The 16,202-nt window shown below is 67.6% G+C and carries 14 protein-coding genes; 7 read left to right on the plus strand and 7 right to left on the minus strand.

The window, feature by feature from the left end:
* Positions 1 to 142 precede the first annotated feature (142 nt).
* From tgt to DXK94_RS19550, 5 genes are all read right to left on the minus strand, one after another.
* Positions 143 to 1,447: a tRNA guanosine(34) transglycosylase Tgt gene (gene tgt, locus DXK94_RS19530; RefSeq protein WP_115526181.1), complete on the minus strand. Its 1,305-nt coding sequence runs from the start codon at positions 1,445 to 1,447 to the stop codon at positions 143 to 145.
* A gap of 69 nt (positions 1,448 to 1,516) precedes the next feature.
* The gene (locus tag DXK94_RS19535) at positions 1,517 to 2,245 is read right to left on the minus strand and encodes an SRPBCC domain-containing protein (protein WP_115526182.1); all 729 of its coding nucleotides are present in this window, start codon (positions 2,243 to 2,245) and stop codon (positions 1,517 to 1,519) included.
* Positions 2,246 to 2,292: 47 nt separating this feature from the next.
* The gene (locus DXK94_RS19540; RefSeq protein ID WP_115526183.1) at positions 2,293 to 3,354 is read right to left on the minus strand and encodes a DUF6707 family protein; all 1,062 of its coding nucleotides are present in this window, start codon (positions 3,352 to 3,354) and stop codon (positions 2,293 to 2,295) included.
* 88 nt (positions 3,355 to 3,442) lie between these two features.
* Positions 3,443 to 3,982 carry an NUDIX hydrolase family protein gene (locus DXK94_RS19545; RefSeq protein ID WP_079598113.1) on the minus strand — a complete coding sequence of 180 codons (540 nt, stop codon included), beginning with the start codon at positions 3,980 to 3,982 and terminating at the stop codon, positions 3,443 to 3,445.
* A gap of 9 nt (positions 3,983 to 3,991) precedes the next feature.
* A complete protein-coding gene (locus DXK94_RS19550; protein WP_115526184.1) occupies positions 3,992 to 4,744 on the minus strand; it encodes a VOC family protein in 753 nt (250 codons plus the stop codon).
* 103 nt (positions 4,745 to 4,847) lie between these two features.
* On the opposite strand from DXK94_RS19550, the gene DXK94_RS19555 reads away from it, so the two are divergent.
* On the plus strand, positions 4,848 to 5,465 hold the full coding sequence (locus tag DXK94_RS19555; protein ID WP_115526185.1) for a YdeI family protein: 618 nt from the start codon (positions 4,848 to 4,850) through the stop codon (positions 5,463 to 5,465).
* Between the two features lie 123 nt (positions 5,466 to 5,588).
* Positions 5,589 to 7,586, plus strand: coding sequence for a glycoside hydrolase family 32 protein (locus DXK94_RS19560; RefSeq protein ID WP_115526186.1), 1,998 nt, complete (start codon positions 5,589 to 5,591; stop codon positions 7,584 to 7,586).
* Here the strand turns inward: DXK94_RS19560 and DXK94_RS19565 are convergent.
* Positions 7,539 to 8,765, minus strand: coding sequence for a glycoside hydrolase family 76 protein (locus DXK94_RS19565; RefSeq protein WP_115526229.1), 1,227 nt, complete (start codon positions 8,763 to 8,765; stop codon positions 7,539 to 7,541). The two genes, DXK94_RS19560 and DXK94_RS19565, sit on opposite strands and share 48 nt — an antisense overlap.
* A 133-nt stretch (positions 8,766 to 8,898) precedes the next feature.
* On the opposite strand from DXK94_RS19565, the gene DXK94_RS19570 reads away from it, so the two are divergent.
* Positions 8,899 to 9,690, plus strand: coding sequence for an SDR family NAD(P)-dependent oxidoreductase (locus tag DXK94_RS19570; protein ID WP_115526187.1), 792 nt, complete (start codon positions 8,899 to 8,901; stop codon positions 9,688 to 9,690).
* Positions 9,687 to 10,898 carry an acyl-CoA dehydrogenase family protein gene (locus DXK94_RS19575; protein ID WP_115526188.1) on the plus strand — a complete coding sequence of 404 codons (1,212 nt, stop codon included), beginning with the start codon at positions 9,687 to 9,689 and terminating at the stop codon, positions 10,896 to 10,898. The genes DXK94_RS19570 and DXK94_RS19575 overlap by 4 nt, the downstream gene beginning before the upstream one ends.
* Positions 10,899 to 10,962: 64 nt before the next feature.
* Here DXK94_RS19575 and DXK94_RS19580 read toward each other — a convergent pair whose 3' ends face one another.
* Positions 10,963 to 11,799, minus strand: coding sequence for a DUF1684 domain-containing protein (locus tag DXK94_RS19580; protein ID WP_115526189.1), 837 nt, complete (start codon positions 11,797 to 11,799; stop codon positions 10,963 to 10,965).
* Between the two features lie 157 nt (positions 11,800 to 11,956).
* On the opposite strand from DXK94_RS19580, the gene DXK94_RS19585 reads away from it, so the two are divergent.
* From DXK94_RS19585 to ppc, 3 genes are all read left to right on the plus strand, one after another.
* Positions 11,957 to 12,646 (plus strand): NADPH-dependent F420 reductase, encoded by a 690-nt coding sequence (locus tag DXK94_RS19585; RefSeq protein WP_115526190.1) that lies wholly within the window; start codon positions 11,957 to 11,959, stop codon positions 12,644 to 12,646.
* A gap of 5 nt (positions 12,647 to 12,651) precedes the next feature.
* Complete coding sequence (locus DXK94_RS19590) at positions 12,652 to 13,197, plus strand: hypothetical protein (RefSeq protein WP_115526191.1); 546 nt, start codon at positions 12,652 to 12,654, stop codon at positions 13,195 to 13,197.
* 113 nt (positions 13,198 to 13,310) lie between these two features.
* Positions 13,311 to 16,121: a phosphoenolpyruvate carboxylase gene (ppc, locus tag DXK94_RS19595; protein ID WP_079598104.1), complete on the plus strand. Its 2,811-nt coding sequence runs from the start codon at positions 13,311 to 13,313 to the stop codon at positions 16,119 to 16,121.
* The last annotated feature ends 81 nt before the right edge of the window (positions 16,122 to 16,202 follow it).

Here is a 16,202-nt window from a genome sequence, read left to right on the forward strand (position 1 = left end):
TCCGCCGTCGTTATGTGCACAATGCCTAAACGCCGGAACGGTGCGGGGACGCTGGAACGTTCCGGCTTACCTGCACCGTTTCGGCGATTTCGACGGCGGCAGGCAGTGAGGGGGCGGGGGTGAGCCCTAGCAGCGGCCAGGGTCAGGAGTAGTACTGCCCCAGGGTTTCGGCCTTGAAGTCGAAGAACGTGCCGGACTCGATGGCCAGCCGGGCGTCGTCCACCATCTTCACCACGAACCGCTCGTTGTGGATGGAGATCAGCGTGGCGGACAGCATCTCCTTGGCCTTGAACAGGTGGTGGATGTAGGCCCGGGAGTAGTGCGTGCACGCGTAGCAGTCGCACCCCTCCTGCAGCGGCCCGAAGTCCCGCTTGTACTTGGCGCCGGACAGGTTGAACCGCCCGGACGGCGTGTAGAACGCGGAGTTGCGGGCAACGCGGGTGGGCGAGACGCAGTCGAACGTGTCGGCCCCGTTTTCGATTGCGGTGAAGATGTCGTCCGGTTCCGAGATGCCCAGCAGGTGGCGGGGCTTGTTTTCCGGCAGCTCCTCGTTGCACCAGCGGACAATCATGCCGAGGTTTTCCTTTTCCAGCGCCCCGCCGATGCCGAACCCGTCAAAGGGCATGGCACCAAGGTCCCGGCAGGCCTTGCGGCGCAGGTCTTCATACTGCGCACCCTGGATCACGCCGAACAGGGCCTGGTACGGCTTCCCCACCCGCGAATCGGTCAGCCGGAAATGCTCCTCGATGCAGCGCAGCGCCCACAGCCGTGTCCGCTCCAGCGATTCCTCCTGGTAGCCGCGGGAGTTCTGCAGGGTGGTCAGCTCATCAAAGGCGAACATAATGTCCGCGCCGATCTGGTGCTGGACCTGCATGGAGATCTCGGGGGAGAACCGGTGGCGGTCACCGTTGAGGTGCGATTTGAACCAGACACCGTCGTCGTCGATATGGGCCAGCCGCTCCTTGCCGGGCGCCACGGCGTCGTCCGGCCCGGATGCGTCCACCGATTTCATGTCGATGACCTTCTTGAACCCCGAGCCCAGGCTCATCACCTGGAATCCGCCGGAATCCGTGAAGGTGGGCCCGGGCCAGTTCATGAAAGCCCCCAGCCCGCCGGCCTCATCCAGGATGTCCGCGCCCGGCTGAAGGTACAGGTGGTACGCGTTGGCCAGGAGTGCCTGCGCTCCCAGCTCAGCCATGGACTCCGGCAGCACCGACTTGACCGTCGCCTTCGTCCCGACGGCGATGAACGCCGGCGTCTGGATGTCACCGTGCGGCGTGGTGATGGTTCCGGTCCGGCCGAGGAACTCCCCGCCGTTCGCGTCCACCTGCACAGCCGAAGGCGGGCACGATTCCGCCAGGCGGGTGCCCACCCTAAAGGAGAATTCTGACTGGCGGGCGGGGAGTGCGGAAGCAGGCGACGGGGCGGAGGCAGGGTTGGCTGGCACCGTACCAGTGTGCCAGCAATCAGCACACCCCCGGCAATCAGTGGGGCGCCGGCAAACCGGCCAAGCCCGTCAGCTCACCGGTTCCGACGAGGGGTAGTTCTCAGACCGCCAGGAGTCCCAGGACGAACGGATGGCGTCCAGTTTGGCAGCGCCGAGGTCGTACGTGGAGGCGATGACCAGGGAGCCCTCACCCTCCTCGCGCACATCCTTGATGGCAGGGTGGTCGGCCACCACCAGGAGCCCCTCGCCGTGCTCCGCGTAGCCGTGGACCGTGAGCCCTACCTGATGGCTGGTCCGGTACCAGACCTTGCCGGAGATTTCCTCACCGGTGCCCAACGTCAGCTGATAGGGCTCGCCGGGAGCCGGAACCGAGTCCAGCCCGAGCTTCTCGATCGCCGAGCCCTGCCCCTCGGTGAGGTGCAGGAAGAGGGTGTGGCGTTTGCCGTGCGGGTGGCGTTCCAGCGCGAAGCGGAGCTGCTGGAGGAAGGTCAGCCAGCCCTGGGTAATGTCCTCGTCCCAGGCGGCCCACTCCGAGTTGTGGTCCAGGGCCCCGCGTGTCACGCTCACGCGCGTTCCGTCCGCCACGGGCTGGAGTTCGAAGGTGTCCCCGCCATGGACGGTGAGGCTGGTGTGGTCCGGAGCCTCCTCCACATCGCCGGAAAAGTAGATCTCCTTGATTTCGGCGTCCAGGTCCTCGGCCTGCCAGCCATGCCATTGGGCCACCTTGGACGGTTCACGCAGCATGGTCCAGACCTGCGGAGCATCGGCGTTGATCACTACGCTGAGATTGTTCGTCATAGCCCCGAATGTACAACTAAGGCCCGGCCCCGGGTAGGGGCTATTTGTTATGCGCGGACGGCCTCAAGCTCGTTGCTGATGCGGCGCTCCAATTCGCCCATGCCGATGGTTTCCGACCCGCCGTGCGCGCGCAGGAACAGCAGGGATTCCAGCCGCAGCAGCCGCCATTCGCGCTCGGCGTCGTGGTTGGAATTATCGATGGAGCGGAAAATTTCCTTGTCGTACAGGTTGGGCTCGTTGAGCGAGCGCTGCCGGACCTTGGCAGCCATCCGCGCCTTGAACGGGTCCGTTTCCTGGTTCTCCGGGGTCCGAATCAGTTTCTCGTAAACGGCTGCCCGTTCATTCTGGCCGTCCTGCCGGCAGATGTAGCTGGCCAGCGCCAGGGAGGCCTCCACCGACGCCCAGCGCCCGGGGTTTCCGTCGTAGGGGAGGACCGTGAGGAGGTCGGCCACAGCCAGCGAGCTTTCGGCGTCCTTGAGGGTGATGAACAGCTCGTGCGCGAGGTCGCTGAGGTCCTTGAGGCAGCTTCCGGACTTGAAGTTGACGCCCTTGGCCAGCCGGTCGGTCAGCAGCAGGACTCCCATCGCGTCCGGATGCGCCTCCGCTGCGGCCTCCACCACGGATTCCGGGGTGCCGGCAGGAGCCGGGATCAGGGCCAGTTCCTCCTCGCTGGGACCGTTCGCGGCCGGCGGCACAGGAGGAAGGGGAGGTACGACGACGGCGGGCACCGACGCGACGGGCGCCGGCTTTTCGCCGGGCTGCTCCTGGGGTGATTCGGCAGGCTGCCCGGCCTCGGCAGGTTCCTCCGGGTGCCCTGGTTCAAGGGACTGCCCTACGTCCTGGGAAGGGGAGGTTGCCAGCGCAAGGTGCGTGACGTCGTCGGACTGCTCCTCAACAACCGTTACCGAGGAGCCGACGGCGATGCGCAGCGTCCCGCCGCCCGTCAGGCTGGCGAGCACCAGTGCCGGCGCGCCGAAATCGTCCCGCTCAAGCTCCACCTGGTGGATCTCGGCCGTCCGTTCACCGTCCGGCAGGAGGATGAGGTTGCCGGTGGTCAGGGATCCAGCCTGCTGTTCACGAAGGTGCCGGGCGGCTGGTGTTTCGGTCATGGGAGTCCTTAAGTTCTCTTGCGGTCCGCCCTACAGTCTACAAAGGCGGGCACCTAATATCGGGGACCCCCAGGTTCCGGCGAGGGCGTTAGGAGCCCACGCCTGCAAAGGCCAGCGCCTGCCGGATCAGCCCGCCGCGGCCGCCGGAAAACTCCATCTGGACGCCGGGGCTGAGGACTTCCTCAGGGGTCATCCACGTCAGTTCCAGGGCGTCCTGGCGGGGCTCGCACTCGCCCGTCACCGGGATGACATACGCCAGGGACACGGCGTGTTGCCGCTCGTCGGTGAAACCGGTCTGGGACGGCGCCGGGAAGTATTCGGCCACCGTGAAGGGAACCGGGCTGATGGGCAGCTGCGGGAACGCCAGCGGTCCCAGGTCCTTTTCCATGTGCCGGAGCAGGGCGGCGCGGATGGTTTCGCGGTAGATGACGCGGCCGGACACCAGGGACCGGACCATCGTCCCGTCCTCGTCGGCCTGCAGCAGCGTGCCCACTTCGTTCACGTAACCCAAGGGGTCCAGCCTGACCGGTACTGCCTCCACGTAGACCATGGGCAGCCGCCCGCGCGCCTCAAAGAGGTCTTCTTCGGAAAGCCAGCCGGGGTTCGGGTCAGGTGTGCGCACGTTCATGGTTAAGTTCTACCCCATGGGACGGTGCTGCGAGATCCAGACCGTTGCGGGCACGGAGGGCGCGCCGTCCCGGGCCGAGTCCGGGTTGGCGACGTGAAGGGTGCTTCCGAACGCCTCCTCGGTGAGGCTGACGTCGAACCCGGCGGAGGCGAGGCGGTCCCGCAAAGGTTCCAGTGCGCCGTCGTACTCAAAGCCCAGGCCGGACCGCGGCGGCCCCGACGCCGGCCGCACGATGAGGATTCCACCGTTCTTTGCCGTGAAGTCCGCTGTCTCGTCGTTGTCCGGCACCGGGCGGGGCCGGGCACCGACGTGCCGCAGGGTGCGGGCAGCGGCGTCCGTGTCCGGTGTGAACCAGACCCCGACGACGGCCAGGGCCGGGTCCGCGTCCGGTGAGGGCACATCGGTGCCGGCCTGGTCCGCCAGGAAGCTGAACCCGTCAGGTGCAGTAATCCTGCACGCCTCGCCGTGGTCGGCGGTGACCAGTTCGGCGGTGGCCGGCTCCGCGGGCGTGGCGTCGTCGTCCTGGGCAGCGAGGTTGGTGCGGCGGGCGAATTCCGCGAGGTCGCCCACTTCGACAGCGAACGCCGTGGTTCCGTCACTCGCGTCCCCTTCCGGGACGTCGTGCAGGGCCAGGCGACCCCCTCCGGCGTCAAAGATGCGGAACCCGCCGTCGCCCTCGGTGAGGACCAGGCCCAGGGCCGTGAGGAGCCGCTCCCAGGAGTCGATGGCGGACGTGAAATGCAGGGGACGGACGCGGAGCATGGGCTGTCCTTCGTGTCGGCGGTGACGTTTACGGCCATAATGCCACGGGCGGCGCCGCAAGGGCACCGCTTGTTCCGCAGCACTTCAGGAGCAGAATAGGCGCATGGCCATTGAACTCGAGGAACTGCTGGTGCCGGACGCTGCCGCCTGGCGGAGCTGGCTGGAGGCGAACCACCAGAGCAGTCCCGGCGTATGGCTGGTCCTGCACAAAAAAGGCGGGCAGGTCACGGAGCTGGACTACGCTGCCGCACTGGACGAGGCGCTGTGCTTCGGCTGGATCGACGGCCAGGCCAGGCGCCGGGATGACGAAAGCTCCTTCCAGCGGATGACGCCCCGGGGGCGCCGCAGTGTGTGGTCGGCCAGGAACGTCACCTATGTGGCGCGGCTGGAGGAGGAAGGAAAGATGGCCGACGCCGGCTGGGCCGCCGTGGAGGCCGCCAAGGCTGACGGCCGCTGGGATGCCGCTTATGCCGGCCAGGCAACGGCGGAAATGCCGCCCGACCTGGCAGCCGCCATCGCCGCGGTACCGGCGGCCCAGGCGATGTTCGATGTCCTCACCAGGGCCAACCGTTTCGCCCTCATCGTCCGGACCAATTCGGCAAAGCAGGCCGCCACCCGGGAGCGCAGGATCGCCGGATTCGTCGAGATGCTGGCCCGCGGTGAGGCTCCTTATCCGCAGAAAAAGCGTCCGGGCGACGCCCTGTCACCACCGGGTTTGTGACCTCCCGCGCCGGACGTAATTAGGTTCCGTGCCCCGGGCCGGTAAAATTGACGGTTCACTTGCGCTGGTGCCGTTCCCCGACCCGGGGGACGGCACTTGTGCGTTCAGCGACGGATTGAAACCATGCCCCGAAATATCCTCGGAACCGTACTCCCCGCACTCAAGAGCTTGGCCCCCAGCCGGCGCCCCCTCGTGTGGGCGGTGGCCGCGTCGGCTGTCCTGGTCCTGGCAGTCTCCCTGGTGCTCGGCGGCGGAAATGCCCGGCCGGGCGCAGCAGCTGCCGCCGAACGTGTGCTGGGAGAGGTAGCCGCTGCGCAGGCTGCAGCCAAGGACCGGAGCGGCGGCTACGCCTCCCTCTGGCTCAAAGGCAACGATTCCACCCTGGTTGAACGCGGCGGCGACGTCCCTGCGGAGGGAGCGGAAGACATCCGCAGCATCGAGTGCGGCACGGGCTGGCTGGCCGGTGTGCGGACGGACGGGAAAGTCTATCTTCGCAGCAGCATGGCCGGCACGGTGGAAGAAGACCCTGCAAAAGTGGAGCTTCCGGACTGCGTCAGCCCCGAAGCCCGGGACGCCCTGTTGAGTGACTTGGGCGTTCAGCAGTCATGGCCCGCGCCGGATGCGGCGCGTCTGGCTCCACCGGAAGAGAACCCCGGCTACCGCCCGGCCTACCACCTCACGCCGGAGCAGCGCTGGATGAATGATCCGCAGCGGCCGTTCTTCCTGGACGGGCTGTGGCACTACTACTACCTCTACAACGCCCATTACCCGGAGGGGAACGGCACGGAGTGGTTCCACGCCACCAGCACGGACCTGGTGCACTGGAAAAACGAGGGCGTCGCCATCGAAAAGTTCCGCAACGGCCTGGGCGACATCGAAACCGGCTCCGCGGTGGTGGACACGGAAGGGACCGCCGGCTTCGGCAAGGGGGCCGTGATCGCCGTCCTCACCCAGCAGCACGACGGCGTCCAGCGCCAGTCCCTGTTCTACTCCACGGACAACGGGTACAGCTTCCGAAACTACGACCAGAACCCGGTGATGGACAACCCTGGCGCGGAGCACTGGCGCGATCCGCGGATCGTGCGGGACGAGGCCAACAACCAGTGGCTGATGTTGCTGGCCGAGGGCCACAAGATCGGTTTCTACACCTCCCCGGACCTCAAGCAGTGGACCTACGTCTCCGCTTTCGAGCGGGACGGGCTGGGCATCCTGGAGTGTCCCGATTTCTTCCAGATGGACGTGGACGGCGATCCCGCCAAGCGCACCTGGGTGCTGGCGGCCAGCGCCAACGGTGCGGAGGAGGGCCGCACCACCGGCCTGGCGTACTGGACCGGCGCCTGGGACGGCAAGGGATTCTCCCCGGAGGGCGGCCACCAGTGGCTCGACGCCGGTTCGGACTTTTACGCCGCCGCCACCTGGGATGACCCCCGCCTGACGGACGGCCAGCGCAAGGCGTCCCGCCACGCCATCGGCTGGATGAACAACTGGGCCTACGCCCGCGAGCTCCCCACCGACGGTTGGTTTGGCGAGGCTTCCGTGGTGCGGGACATTCGGCTGGAGTCCGACGGCGGCCGCCCGGCCCTGGTATCCACGCCGACGCCCGCGCTGCAGTCACTGGAGGGCGAGCCCGTCCAGGTGCCGGGCGCCACCTTGGGTGACATCCCCCTGCCGGGGTTGCCGGAGAGTGGTGCGTTCAAGGCTGACATCGAGCTGGAAAAGCCGGCTTCAGCAGCAGGGGAAGCGCGGCTGCTGCTGCAGAGCGGAGGCAGGACGTACGCCACGGTGGGCTATGACTTTGAAACCGGCAAGGCCTTCGTGGTCCGGGACGGCGATGTAGTTGCAGGGGCGCCGGACCGGGCGGCCGGCTCGGGAGCCCGGACCGCCACGGACGAGTACCGGCAGGCGCGTGCCGTGGAGGCGAAGTCCGGCGGCGGCACGGTGAATCTCACGGTCTACGTGGACCGGTCCTCCCTCGAGGTGTTCGTGGACGGCGGCCGCCAGACGCTGACCTCGCTGGTGTTTCCGCCGGCAGGCAAGAAGGAAGCCCGGCTGGCGGCGGAGGGCGGGCCGGTGTCACTCAAGGGTGCTGCCGTCACGCCTCTCGCCGCCATCCGCCAGTGAACGTCCCCGGGGGTTGCCGGAGCTGATGGCCGCCGCGGCCTCCAGCACCATCCATGCCTGCAGCTGGGTGGAAAGTTCGACGGCGGCTCCCCGGGGATACGTCTCCTCCGCCGGCCGTGCGGCATGCACCGAAAAGATGCTCCCGCCAGGGTGATTTCCCCCAGGCTCGGCGGCGCCCAGGCTGCGCTTTCCGCTCCAGAACGCCTCCGCGGTACCGGTCACCAGCCGCGCGGCAGTGGCGCGGGTCCGTTCCGGAAGCCGGATATCCGTAGCGGCGAGCGCCAGGTAGCGGCACAGGATCCCCGTGAACAGGCCGCCGTCGCCCGTTCCGTCGCAGCGCAGAACCGTACCGCCGCCGGGAACGGTCAGTTGCCGGTTTACGGCCTCCACCACCTCGGCGACGCGGGCGAGGTTGGCCTCCCCGCCCAGCTCCAGGAGGGCTCCCAAGACCGGACCCTGGTTGTAGGTGTAGACGGCCCGGTCCACCTGGACGTCACCGGCGGCGTTCAGCCGTGCGCCGTCCAGGTACAGGCCTTGGGCTGGATCGAACAGGGTCCTGTCCAGCCAGTCAACCAGCGCCTGGGCCTTCGCCTGCTGACCTGTCCGGGCATAGAAGAGCGCAACCGGAGCGGTGGCGGGCGTGTTTTTGAAATCCCGCTTCTTGCTCCAAAACACACCGCCGCCCATATGGTCAGTGCTGGCTGCATCGAACTCGAGCTTCAGCCTTTCGCGGACGGCTGCGTTGCGGCGGCGTCCAGATCCCCCCGTCTCTCCGGTCAAAGCATCCAGGCGGAGGGTGGCCAGGGCGAGCCAGGCCATGTCGTCGTAGTAGTTGTTGACGAACGTGAACGCGTTGCGCAGCCACATCCCCGTGAGCAGCCGGGACGCCAAACTGCCCGCGAGGGGGCTGGCGGGAGCGCGCCTGCCCGCATCCACCAGGCAGTCAACGTAGTGGGCCTGCCACCAGTAGTGCCAGGGAAACTGCAGGCCTGCGAGTGAGCCCAGCCGCTGCAGGGCTGCCTGCCACGTCCCCGCAGGCTGCCCGAGGTGCCATGTCACGGCGGCCAGGTGCGTGCCCGGCAGGAACAGCAGTTTCCGGCCAAACAGCGCGGTAACGGAGTGTGCGGCATGGTCTGCCCGGCCCTGCCAGGCCGGATCAGTGGCGGAACTGGAGGTCATGGTTTCCACCATAACGGGCATCCCGCCGCCCGCCCGGAACGGCGGATGGTGCAGGCGGCGGGCATTTCAGTTAACATTCACTAACTGTTACTCCGCGGCCTGCCGCGGTGCGGGGCCACATCAAGGAGGATGGATGGACATCACAGGCAGCGTCGCTCTCATCACCGGAGGTGCGTCCGGCCTGGGTGCCGCCACCGCCCGGACCCTGTTCGACGCCGGAGCCTCCGTGGTGCTCCTGGACCTCCCCACGTCCGGCGGGGCGGACCTCGCCGACGAGCTCAACCGTTCAGCGGACGGAAGGACGGCCGTCTTTGCCCCCGCTGACGTGACCAGCGAGGCGCAGGTGCAGGCCGCCGTCGACACCGCTGTTGGGCTGGGACCACTGCGGATCGTGGTGAACTGCGCGGGCATCGCCACACCCGGGAAGGTGCTGGGGCGCGAGGGTGTGCTGCCCCTGGAGGCCTTCAACCGGGTGGTCCAGGTCAACCTCCTCGGAACGTTCAACGTGCTGCGCCTGGCGGCAGCGGCAATGGTGGCCACCGAACCTGCCGTCACCGAACTGGGCGGCCCGGAACGCGGCGTCATCATCAATACCGCTTCCGTGGCGGCATTCGAAGGCCAGATCGGGCAACCTGCCTACGCGGCCTCCAAGGGCGCCGTGGCAGCCATGACCCTGCCTATCGCCCGGGAACTGGCGCGCTCGCTGGTGCGGGTGGTGACCATCGCGCCGGGAATCTTCGAAACTCCCATGATGGCGGGCCTGCCGCAGGACGCACAGGACTCGCTGGGTGCCCAGGTTCCGCACCCGTCGCGGCTGGGGAAACCGCTGGAATACGCAAGGCTGGTGGCACACATTGTGGAGAACGCCATGCTGAACGGGGAAGTTATCAGACTGGACGGCGCCATCCGGATGGGGCCGAAATGAGCCCCGCCGCCGGCAATCTCGTGGACCTGCCCACCGCGGACTTCTTCGCCTACGAATCCCTGCTGAGCCAGCCGGAACGCGACAAACTGGCCGAACTCAGGGTCTTCCTGGCCACCGAAATCGCACCCTACGCGGGGGAGTGGTGGAACAAGGCCGAGTTCCCCGCCCACATCCTGCCGAAGCTGGCCGCCCTGGAACTGAGCACCCCGGCGCAGCGCGGCTACAGCCACTTGTTCGCCGGGCTGGTCATTGCCGAAATGACCCGCGTGGACACGTCCATCGCCACCTTCTTCCTGGTCCACCACGACCTTTTCGTTGAGTCCCTCTACGCCTTCGGCAGCCCCGAACAGCAGCAGCGGCTGCTGGCGGACGCCTCCAGCCTGCGGATTACCGGCGCGTTCGCCCTCACCGAGCCGAACCATGGCTCGGACGTGGCGGGCGGGATGGAAACCCGCGCCAGGCGGATCTCCTCAGCAACAGGCCGGCCCGACGGCGGCGGGGACACCTGGGTGCTGAACGGCGCCAAGCGCTGGATCGGCAACGGGACGTTCTGCGACTACATGCTGGTGTGGGCGCGGGACGAAGCTGACGGGGCGGTCCGCGGCTTCATCGTGGATGCCACCCTTCCGGGCGTCAGCCGGACCCGGATCGAGAACAAGATCGCCCTGCGGACAGTGCAGAACGCGGACATTGTGTTCGAGGATGTCCGGGTGGCGGAAGCCGACCGCTTCGCCGCGATCAGCAGCTTCGAGGACACCAAGGAACTCCTGCGCGGCTCCCGGATCATGGTGGCGTGGCAGACGGTGGGCCAGCAGCTGGCGGCGTTCGACGTCGCCCGGCAGTACGCCGTCGAACGCCATCAGTTCGGCCGTCCGCTGGCGCAGTTCCAGCTGATCCAGCAGCAGCTGGTGACCATGCTGGGCAACGCGGTGGCAAGCATGGCGATGATGGCGGGCCTGGCGCGGCTGCAGGACGAAGGCGCCGCGGACATGCCGCCGGTGGCCCTGGCGAAGTCCTACCTCAGCGCCCGGATGCGCGAGACCGTGGCGCTGGGCCGATCCATCCTGGGTGGCAACGGGATCCTCACCGACTACCGGATGGCCAGGATCTTCTCCGATGCCGAGGCGATCTACACGTACGAGGGGTCCTTCGAGATCAACACCCTGATCGTTGGCCGTGCCGTCACGGGCGTGTCGGCCATCGCCTGACTGCCGGTGGTTGAGCCTGTCGAAACCGGATTTCGACAGGCTCAATCACGGGCTGCCGACAGGCTCACCCGTTCGGGAACGGCAGCTTTTCACCGGCTTCCACCCGGATGTCCAGGCTGTTGTTCTTCACGGGCATGGGGCAGGTGCCGTACGGCGTGAAGGCGCTGGGGTAGTTGATGGCCCGGTTGAAGTCGAGCACCACCGTGGCACTTCCATCCACGCCGGGCCGGGGCCGGGGCGCCGAGAGCTTCCGCCAGTCGTCCGTGGTGTCCCCGTTGGTCTCATCGTGGAAGGTGACCGTGAGGGCGCCGAGCTTTTCCTCCTCCGCCTGGAGCCGGAATTCGTGTGGGCTGCCGGGCAGGCGGAACACCACCTCGCCCACGGTCCTGTGGACGCCGTCCACCAGCGGGTTGGCCGTGGCGATGGGCACCTCCACCGGCTCGGGGTACGGCTCGAAGCGTGCAGTGACTTCCCAGTCCGGGTTGTAGCCGTAGGTGGGCACGCCGTCGAACTCCGTGAACAGGGGCGAACTGGAGTCCCTGGTGCGGATCGCGTAACGCCCGCCCCGCATGGCGAGCTCGACGACCACCCCGGCGCCGTCCGCCCCGCCGAACTGCACCCACATCAGCGACTCCTCGTCGGCGAGCACGGCCGTGATGGTGCCGTCCACTGCTTCCCCTGTCTCCACCAGCGTCAGCCCGTCCTCCGGGACCGCGGTGAGTGCCGCCGTCGTACCGTCCGTGGACCACAGGCCGGGAGCCAGGTCGACGGCGGCGGGGGAGGCGTCCAGCCACTGGAAGGAGGTCAGGGTGAGCCAGCCGTGGGGAGCGGCAAGCGCTTTGTCCCGGTTGGAGCGGAAGCGCTGCCAGCGCTCCACCTTGGCGTCTGGGGTGATGGACATGATTCCTTCCGGTTGGCTGTGCCCACGCTACAACTGCCGCCACGGCGTCTTCATTCCTTATCCCGAACCTTGCCTGCCACGGACCGCAGAGTACCCTCGGAACAGCAGGTCCGGGTCAAACCATCAGACGGCCCGCTGCCCGTCAACGGGAGATGCCATGAAGATTGCCGTCCTGGGAACCGGAACAGTGGGACGCACACTCAGCGCTGCGCTGGTCAAACTGGGGCACGAGGTAACGCTGGGCACGCGGGACCCTGAAAGTACCGCCGCCCGGAGCGTACCCGGCCGGACAGGCGGGCCGACTTTCAGCGAGTGGCATGCGGGCCACCGGGACGTCACCCTGGGCACCTTCGCGGAAGCCGCCGGCAACGGCGAAGTGGTGGTGAACGCCACCACCGGCGCCGGTACCCTTGCGGCGCTGGGCGCGGCAGGGGCGGCCCGGCTGCGCGGAAAAGTCATCATGGACGTCGCGAATGCGCTGGACTTTTCGCAGGGGATGCCGCCGGTCCTGAACCCGGTCAATACGGACAGCCTGGGTGAGAGGATCCAGCGGGCGTTCCCGGACGCCCGGGTGGTGAAAACCCTCAACACGATGAACGCGAGGTTGATGGTGGACCCGGAGCGGCTTGCCGGTGGGGACCACTCGGTGTTTGTCTCCGGCGACGATCCCTCCGCCAAAGCCGTCGTGAAGGAGTTGCTGGAATCGCTGGGGCACCGGGACATCATCGACCTGGGCGACATCACCACGGCCAGGGGAGCCGAAATGGTGCTTCCCTTGTGGCTGCGGCTTTACGGCGCCCTGGGCACGCTGGACTTTAACATCAAGGTGGTCCGCGCGGTTGAATAGGTGGCGTGGACATCCTGGCAGGAATCAGCAGCGAGTGGCTCAAAGCGTTGACATGGATCGCGGCGCTGGCCTGTGCCGCGGCACTGCTCTTCTGGCGGCCCCGCCGTCCGGACCTCGCCGCGCTCGCCGCCGTCATCGCCTACATGGCCGCCAGCGTCGGCGCCGGCATCTATGTCCTGAACCACCTGGGCGATGGGCGCTGGGGCGGCGACAAGGAAGCAAGGCTGGACCCGCCGTCGTTCGCTGAAACGCCCCTGGTGGGGGAGGCCCTGCGGCCCCTGGACGGGGTGATGAACGGGATGGCCGACGGCGTCAACGACTTCGTCGACTTCCGTGCGGCCCTGCCCGTGGCGCTGGACTACTTTGCGGCGGCCGGTTGGGCGCTGGCCCTGATGGTGCCGCTGGGGGTGGCGGCATTCGCCACCAACACGGTGCGGGACCGCCGGCGTGCTGCGGAGTCGGCGGCACAGGTGACGGAGGTGGCGCGTCTCCGGGCGGAGCTTGAGCTGGTGAAGCGCCATGTCGGGTACCCGGAGCACGACATTATCTGAGACGGATTGACCCTTGCCCCCGCCCTGCGGGTAGCATCTTTAGCTAGTAACGTGGCTCACAGTATCCAGCGCAGTGTACGAGCCAAGTCCGAAACCCTCGAAAGATTGCTTCCATGGCTCACACTGCAGCACACCCCGAAACAGACCTCGCCTCCGAACTGAGGGCAGACGTCCGGCGCGTTTCCACCCTGCTGGGCGAATCCCTGGTCCGCCAGCACGGGCCGGAACTCCTGGACCTCGTGGAACAGGTCCGCCTCCTCACGAAGGAGTCCAAGGAGGCCGCCCGCGGCGGCGCCGACGCCACAGGTCCCTGGAGCGCGCACGACGTCGTCGCCCAGGTCCGCGAGCTCCTCGGCTCCCTGCCCATCGAGCAGGCCACGGACCTGGTGCGTGCCTTCGCGTTCTACTTCCACCTCGCCAACGCCGCCGAACAGGTCCACCGCGTCCGTGGTCTGCGGACCCGGGCGGAGAAGGACGGCTGGCTGGCCAAGACCGTGGCCGACATTGCAAGCCAGGCCGGGCCCGCGGTGCTGCAGGACGTGGTGAACGGCCTGGACGTGCGGCCCATCTTCACCGCCCACCCCACCGAAGCTTCCCGCCGTTCGGTTCTCGACAAGATCCGCAAGCTCTCCGACGTGCTCGCCCAGCCCACAGCCGAGGGCACCACGGCCCGCCGCCGGCAGGACCGGCAGCTCGCCGAGATCATTGACCAGATGTGGCAGACCGATGAACTGCGCCAGGTCCGGCCCACCCCCGTGGATGAGGCCCGCAACGCGATCTACTACCTGGGCGGCATCCTCACCGACGCCATGCCGGAGATGCTGACCGAACTGTCCGAGTTGCTGGGTGAGCACGGCGTCAGCCTCGCCTCCCAGGACGCCCCCATCCGGTTCGGTTCCTGGATCGGCGGGGACCGCGACGGCAACCCCAACGTCACCGCGGCCGTCACCCGCGAAATCCTGCAGATCCAAAACCAGCACGCCGTGCGCATCAGCATCGGCATGATCGACGAACTCATCTCCATCCTGTCCAACTCCACCGCGCTCGCCGGTGCGGACCGGGAGCTGCTGGAATCCATCGACGAGGACCTGAAGAAGCTGCCGGGCCTGGACAAGCGGGTCCTGGAACTGAACGCGCAGGAGCCCTACCGGCTGAAACTGACCTGCATCAAGGCCAAGCTCATCAACACCGGCAAGCGGGTGGCTGCCAACTCCAACCACGAGCACGGCCGGGACTACAGCGGGACCGACGAACTGTTGGCGGACCTTGAGCTGCTGGAGCTCTCGCTCCGCAACCACTCGGCGTCGCTCGCTGCGGACGGTGCCCTGGCCCGTGTCCGCCGCGCCGTGGCATCCTTCGGCCTGCACCTGGCCACCCTGGACATCCGCGAACACGCCGACCACCACCACGACGCCGTGGGCCAGCTGATGGACCGCATCGGCGGACCGGGCCTGCGGTACGCCGAGCTGAGCCGCGAGGAGCGCTTCGAGGTGCTGGGCTCCGAGCTCGCTTCACGCCGCCCGCTGTCCGGCCACCCCATCAAGCTCGACGGCGCCGCTGACGGCACGTATGACGTCTTCCGCGAGATCCGGCGTGCCCTGCGCACGTACGGCCCGGACGTTATCGAGACCTACATCATCTCCATGACGCGCGGCGCGGACGATGTCCTGGCCGCCGCCGTGCTGGCCCGCGAGGCCGGCCTGGTGAACCTCTTTGGCGAGAAGCCCTACGCCAAGCTCGGGTTTGCCCCGCTGCTGGAAACCGTGGAGGAGCTGCGCGCCTCGGCCGAGATCATCGACCAGCTGCTCTCCAATCCGTCCTACCGGGAGCTGGTGCGGCTGCGCGGGGACGTACAGGAAGTGATGCTGGGTTACTCGGACTCCAACAAGGAATCCGGGGTGATGACCAGCCAGTGGGAGATCCACAAGACCCAGCGCAAGCTCCGCGATGTGGCGGCCAAGCACGGCGTGCGGGTCCGCCTGTTCCACGGCCGCGGCGGGTCCGTGGGCCGCGGCGGCGGGCCCACCTACGATGCCATTTTGGCCCAGCCCAACGGCGTCCTGGAAGGTGAAATCAAGTTCACCGAGCAGGGCGAGGTCATCTCGGACAAGTACTCCCTGCCGGAGCTGGCACGGGAAAACCTCGAGCTGTCCCTGGCCGCCGTGCTGCAGGGTTCCGCCCTGCACCGCGACCCCCGCACCTCCGAAGACCAGCGGGAACGGTACGGGCACGTCATGGAGACCATCTCCGACGCCGCCTTTGACCGCTACCGGAAACTGGTGGACCACCCCGACCTGCCGGCATACTTCATGGCGTCCACCCCGGTGGAGCAGCTTGGTTCCCTGAACATCGGTTCCCGCCCGTCCAAGCGCCCCGACTCCGGTGCAGGGCTGGAAGGCCTCCGCGCCATCCCGTGGGTATTCGGCTGGACCCAGTCCCGCCAGATCGTGCCCGGATGGTTCGGCGTCGGCTCCGGCCTCAAGGCCGCCCGCGAGGCCGGCAACTCGGCGCAGCTTGTGGAAATGATGGAGCACTGGCACTTCTTCCGCTCGGTGCTGTCCAACGTGGAGATGACCCTCGCCAAAACGGACCTGGACATCGCCGGATACTACGTGGACACCCTGGTGCCGAAGGACCTGCACCACATCTTCCGGACCATCCGCGAGGAATACGAGCTCACCGTCACGGAGATCCAGAACCTCACCGGCGAGCACGTGCTCCTGGACGCCCAGCCCACCCTCAAGCGTTCCCTGGAAGTCCGCGACCAGTACCTGGACCCCATCAGCTACCTGCAGGTGGAACTCCTGCGCCGCGTCCGGGCCGAAAGCGGAACCATCAGCGGGGCGGAAATCGACGAACGGCTCCAGCGGGCCATGCTGATCACCGTCAACGGCGTGGCAGCAGGCCTGCGCAACACCGGCTAACAGCTCCGACCATCCGTTGCGCTATCACTCTTGGTCCCTAACCGGGCGGGATAAGGACCAAAAGTGATGGCGCAACGCCGG

The organism is Arthrobacter sp. RT-1 (genome assembly GCF_003367205.1).
Lineage (GTDB): Bacteria > Actinomycetota > Actinomycetes > Actinomycetales > Micrococcaceae > Arthrobacter.

Bases quoted from the DNA above. Each gene is read 5' to 3' on its own strand.
- DXK94_RS19535 (WP_115526182.1), bottom strand. From the start codon at position 2,245: ATGACGAACAATCTCAGCGTAGTGATCAACGCCGATGCTCCGCAGGTC.
- DXK94_RS19540 (WP_115526183.1), bottom strand. From the start codon at position 3,354: ATGACCGAAACACCAGCCGCCCGGCACCTTCGTGAACAGCAGGCTGGA.
- DXK94_RS19545 (WP_079598113.1), bottom strand. From the start codon at position 3,982: ATGAACGTGCGCACACCTGACCCGAACCCCGGCTGGCTTTCCGAAGAA.
- DXK94_RS19550 (WP_115526184.1), bottom strand. From the start codon at position 4,744: ATGCTCCGCGTCCGTCCCCTGCATTTCACGTCCGCCATCGACTCCTGG.
- DXK94_RS19555 (WP_115526185.1), top strand. From the start codon at position 4,848: ATGGCCATTGAACTCGAGGAACTGCTGGTGCCGGACGCTGCCGCCTGG.
- DXK94_RS19560 (WP_115526186.1), top strand. From the start codon at position 5,589: ATGCCCCGAAATATCCTCGGAACCGTACTCCCCGCACTCAAGAGCTTG.
- DXK94_RS19565 (WP_115526229.1), bottom strand. From the start codon at position 8,765: ATGACCTCCAGTTCCGCCACTGATCCGGCCTGGCAGGGCCGGGCAGAC.
- DXK94_RS19570 (WP_115526187.1), top strand. From the start codon at position 8,899: ATGGACATCACAGGCAGCGTCGCTCTCATCACCGGAGGTGCGTCCGGC.
- DXK94_RS19575 (WP_115526188.1), top strand. From the start codon at position 9,687: ATGAGCCCCGCCGCCGGCAATCTCGTGGACCTGCCCACCGCGGACTTC.
- DXK94_RS19580 (WP_115526189.1), bottom strand. From the start codon at position 11,799: ATGTCCATCACCCCAGACGCCAAGGTGGAGCGCTGGCAGCGCTTCCGC.
- DXK94_RS19585 (WP_115526190.1), top strand. From the start codon at position 11,957: ATGAAGATTGCCGTCCTGGGAACCGGAACAGTGGGACGCACACTCAGC.
- ppc (WP_079598104.1), top strand. From the start codon at position 13,311: ATGGCTCACACTGCAGCACACCCCGAAACAGACCTCGCCTCCGAACTG.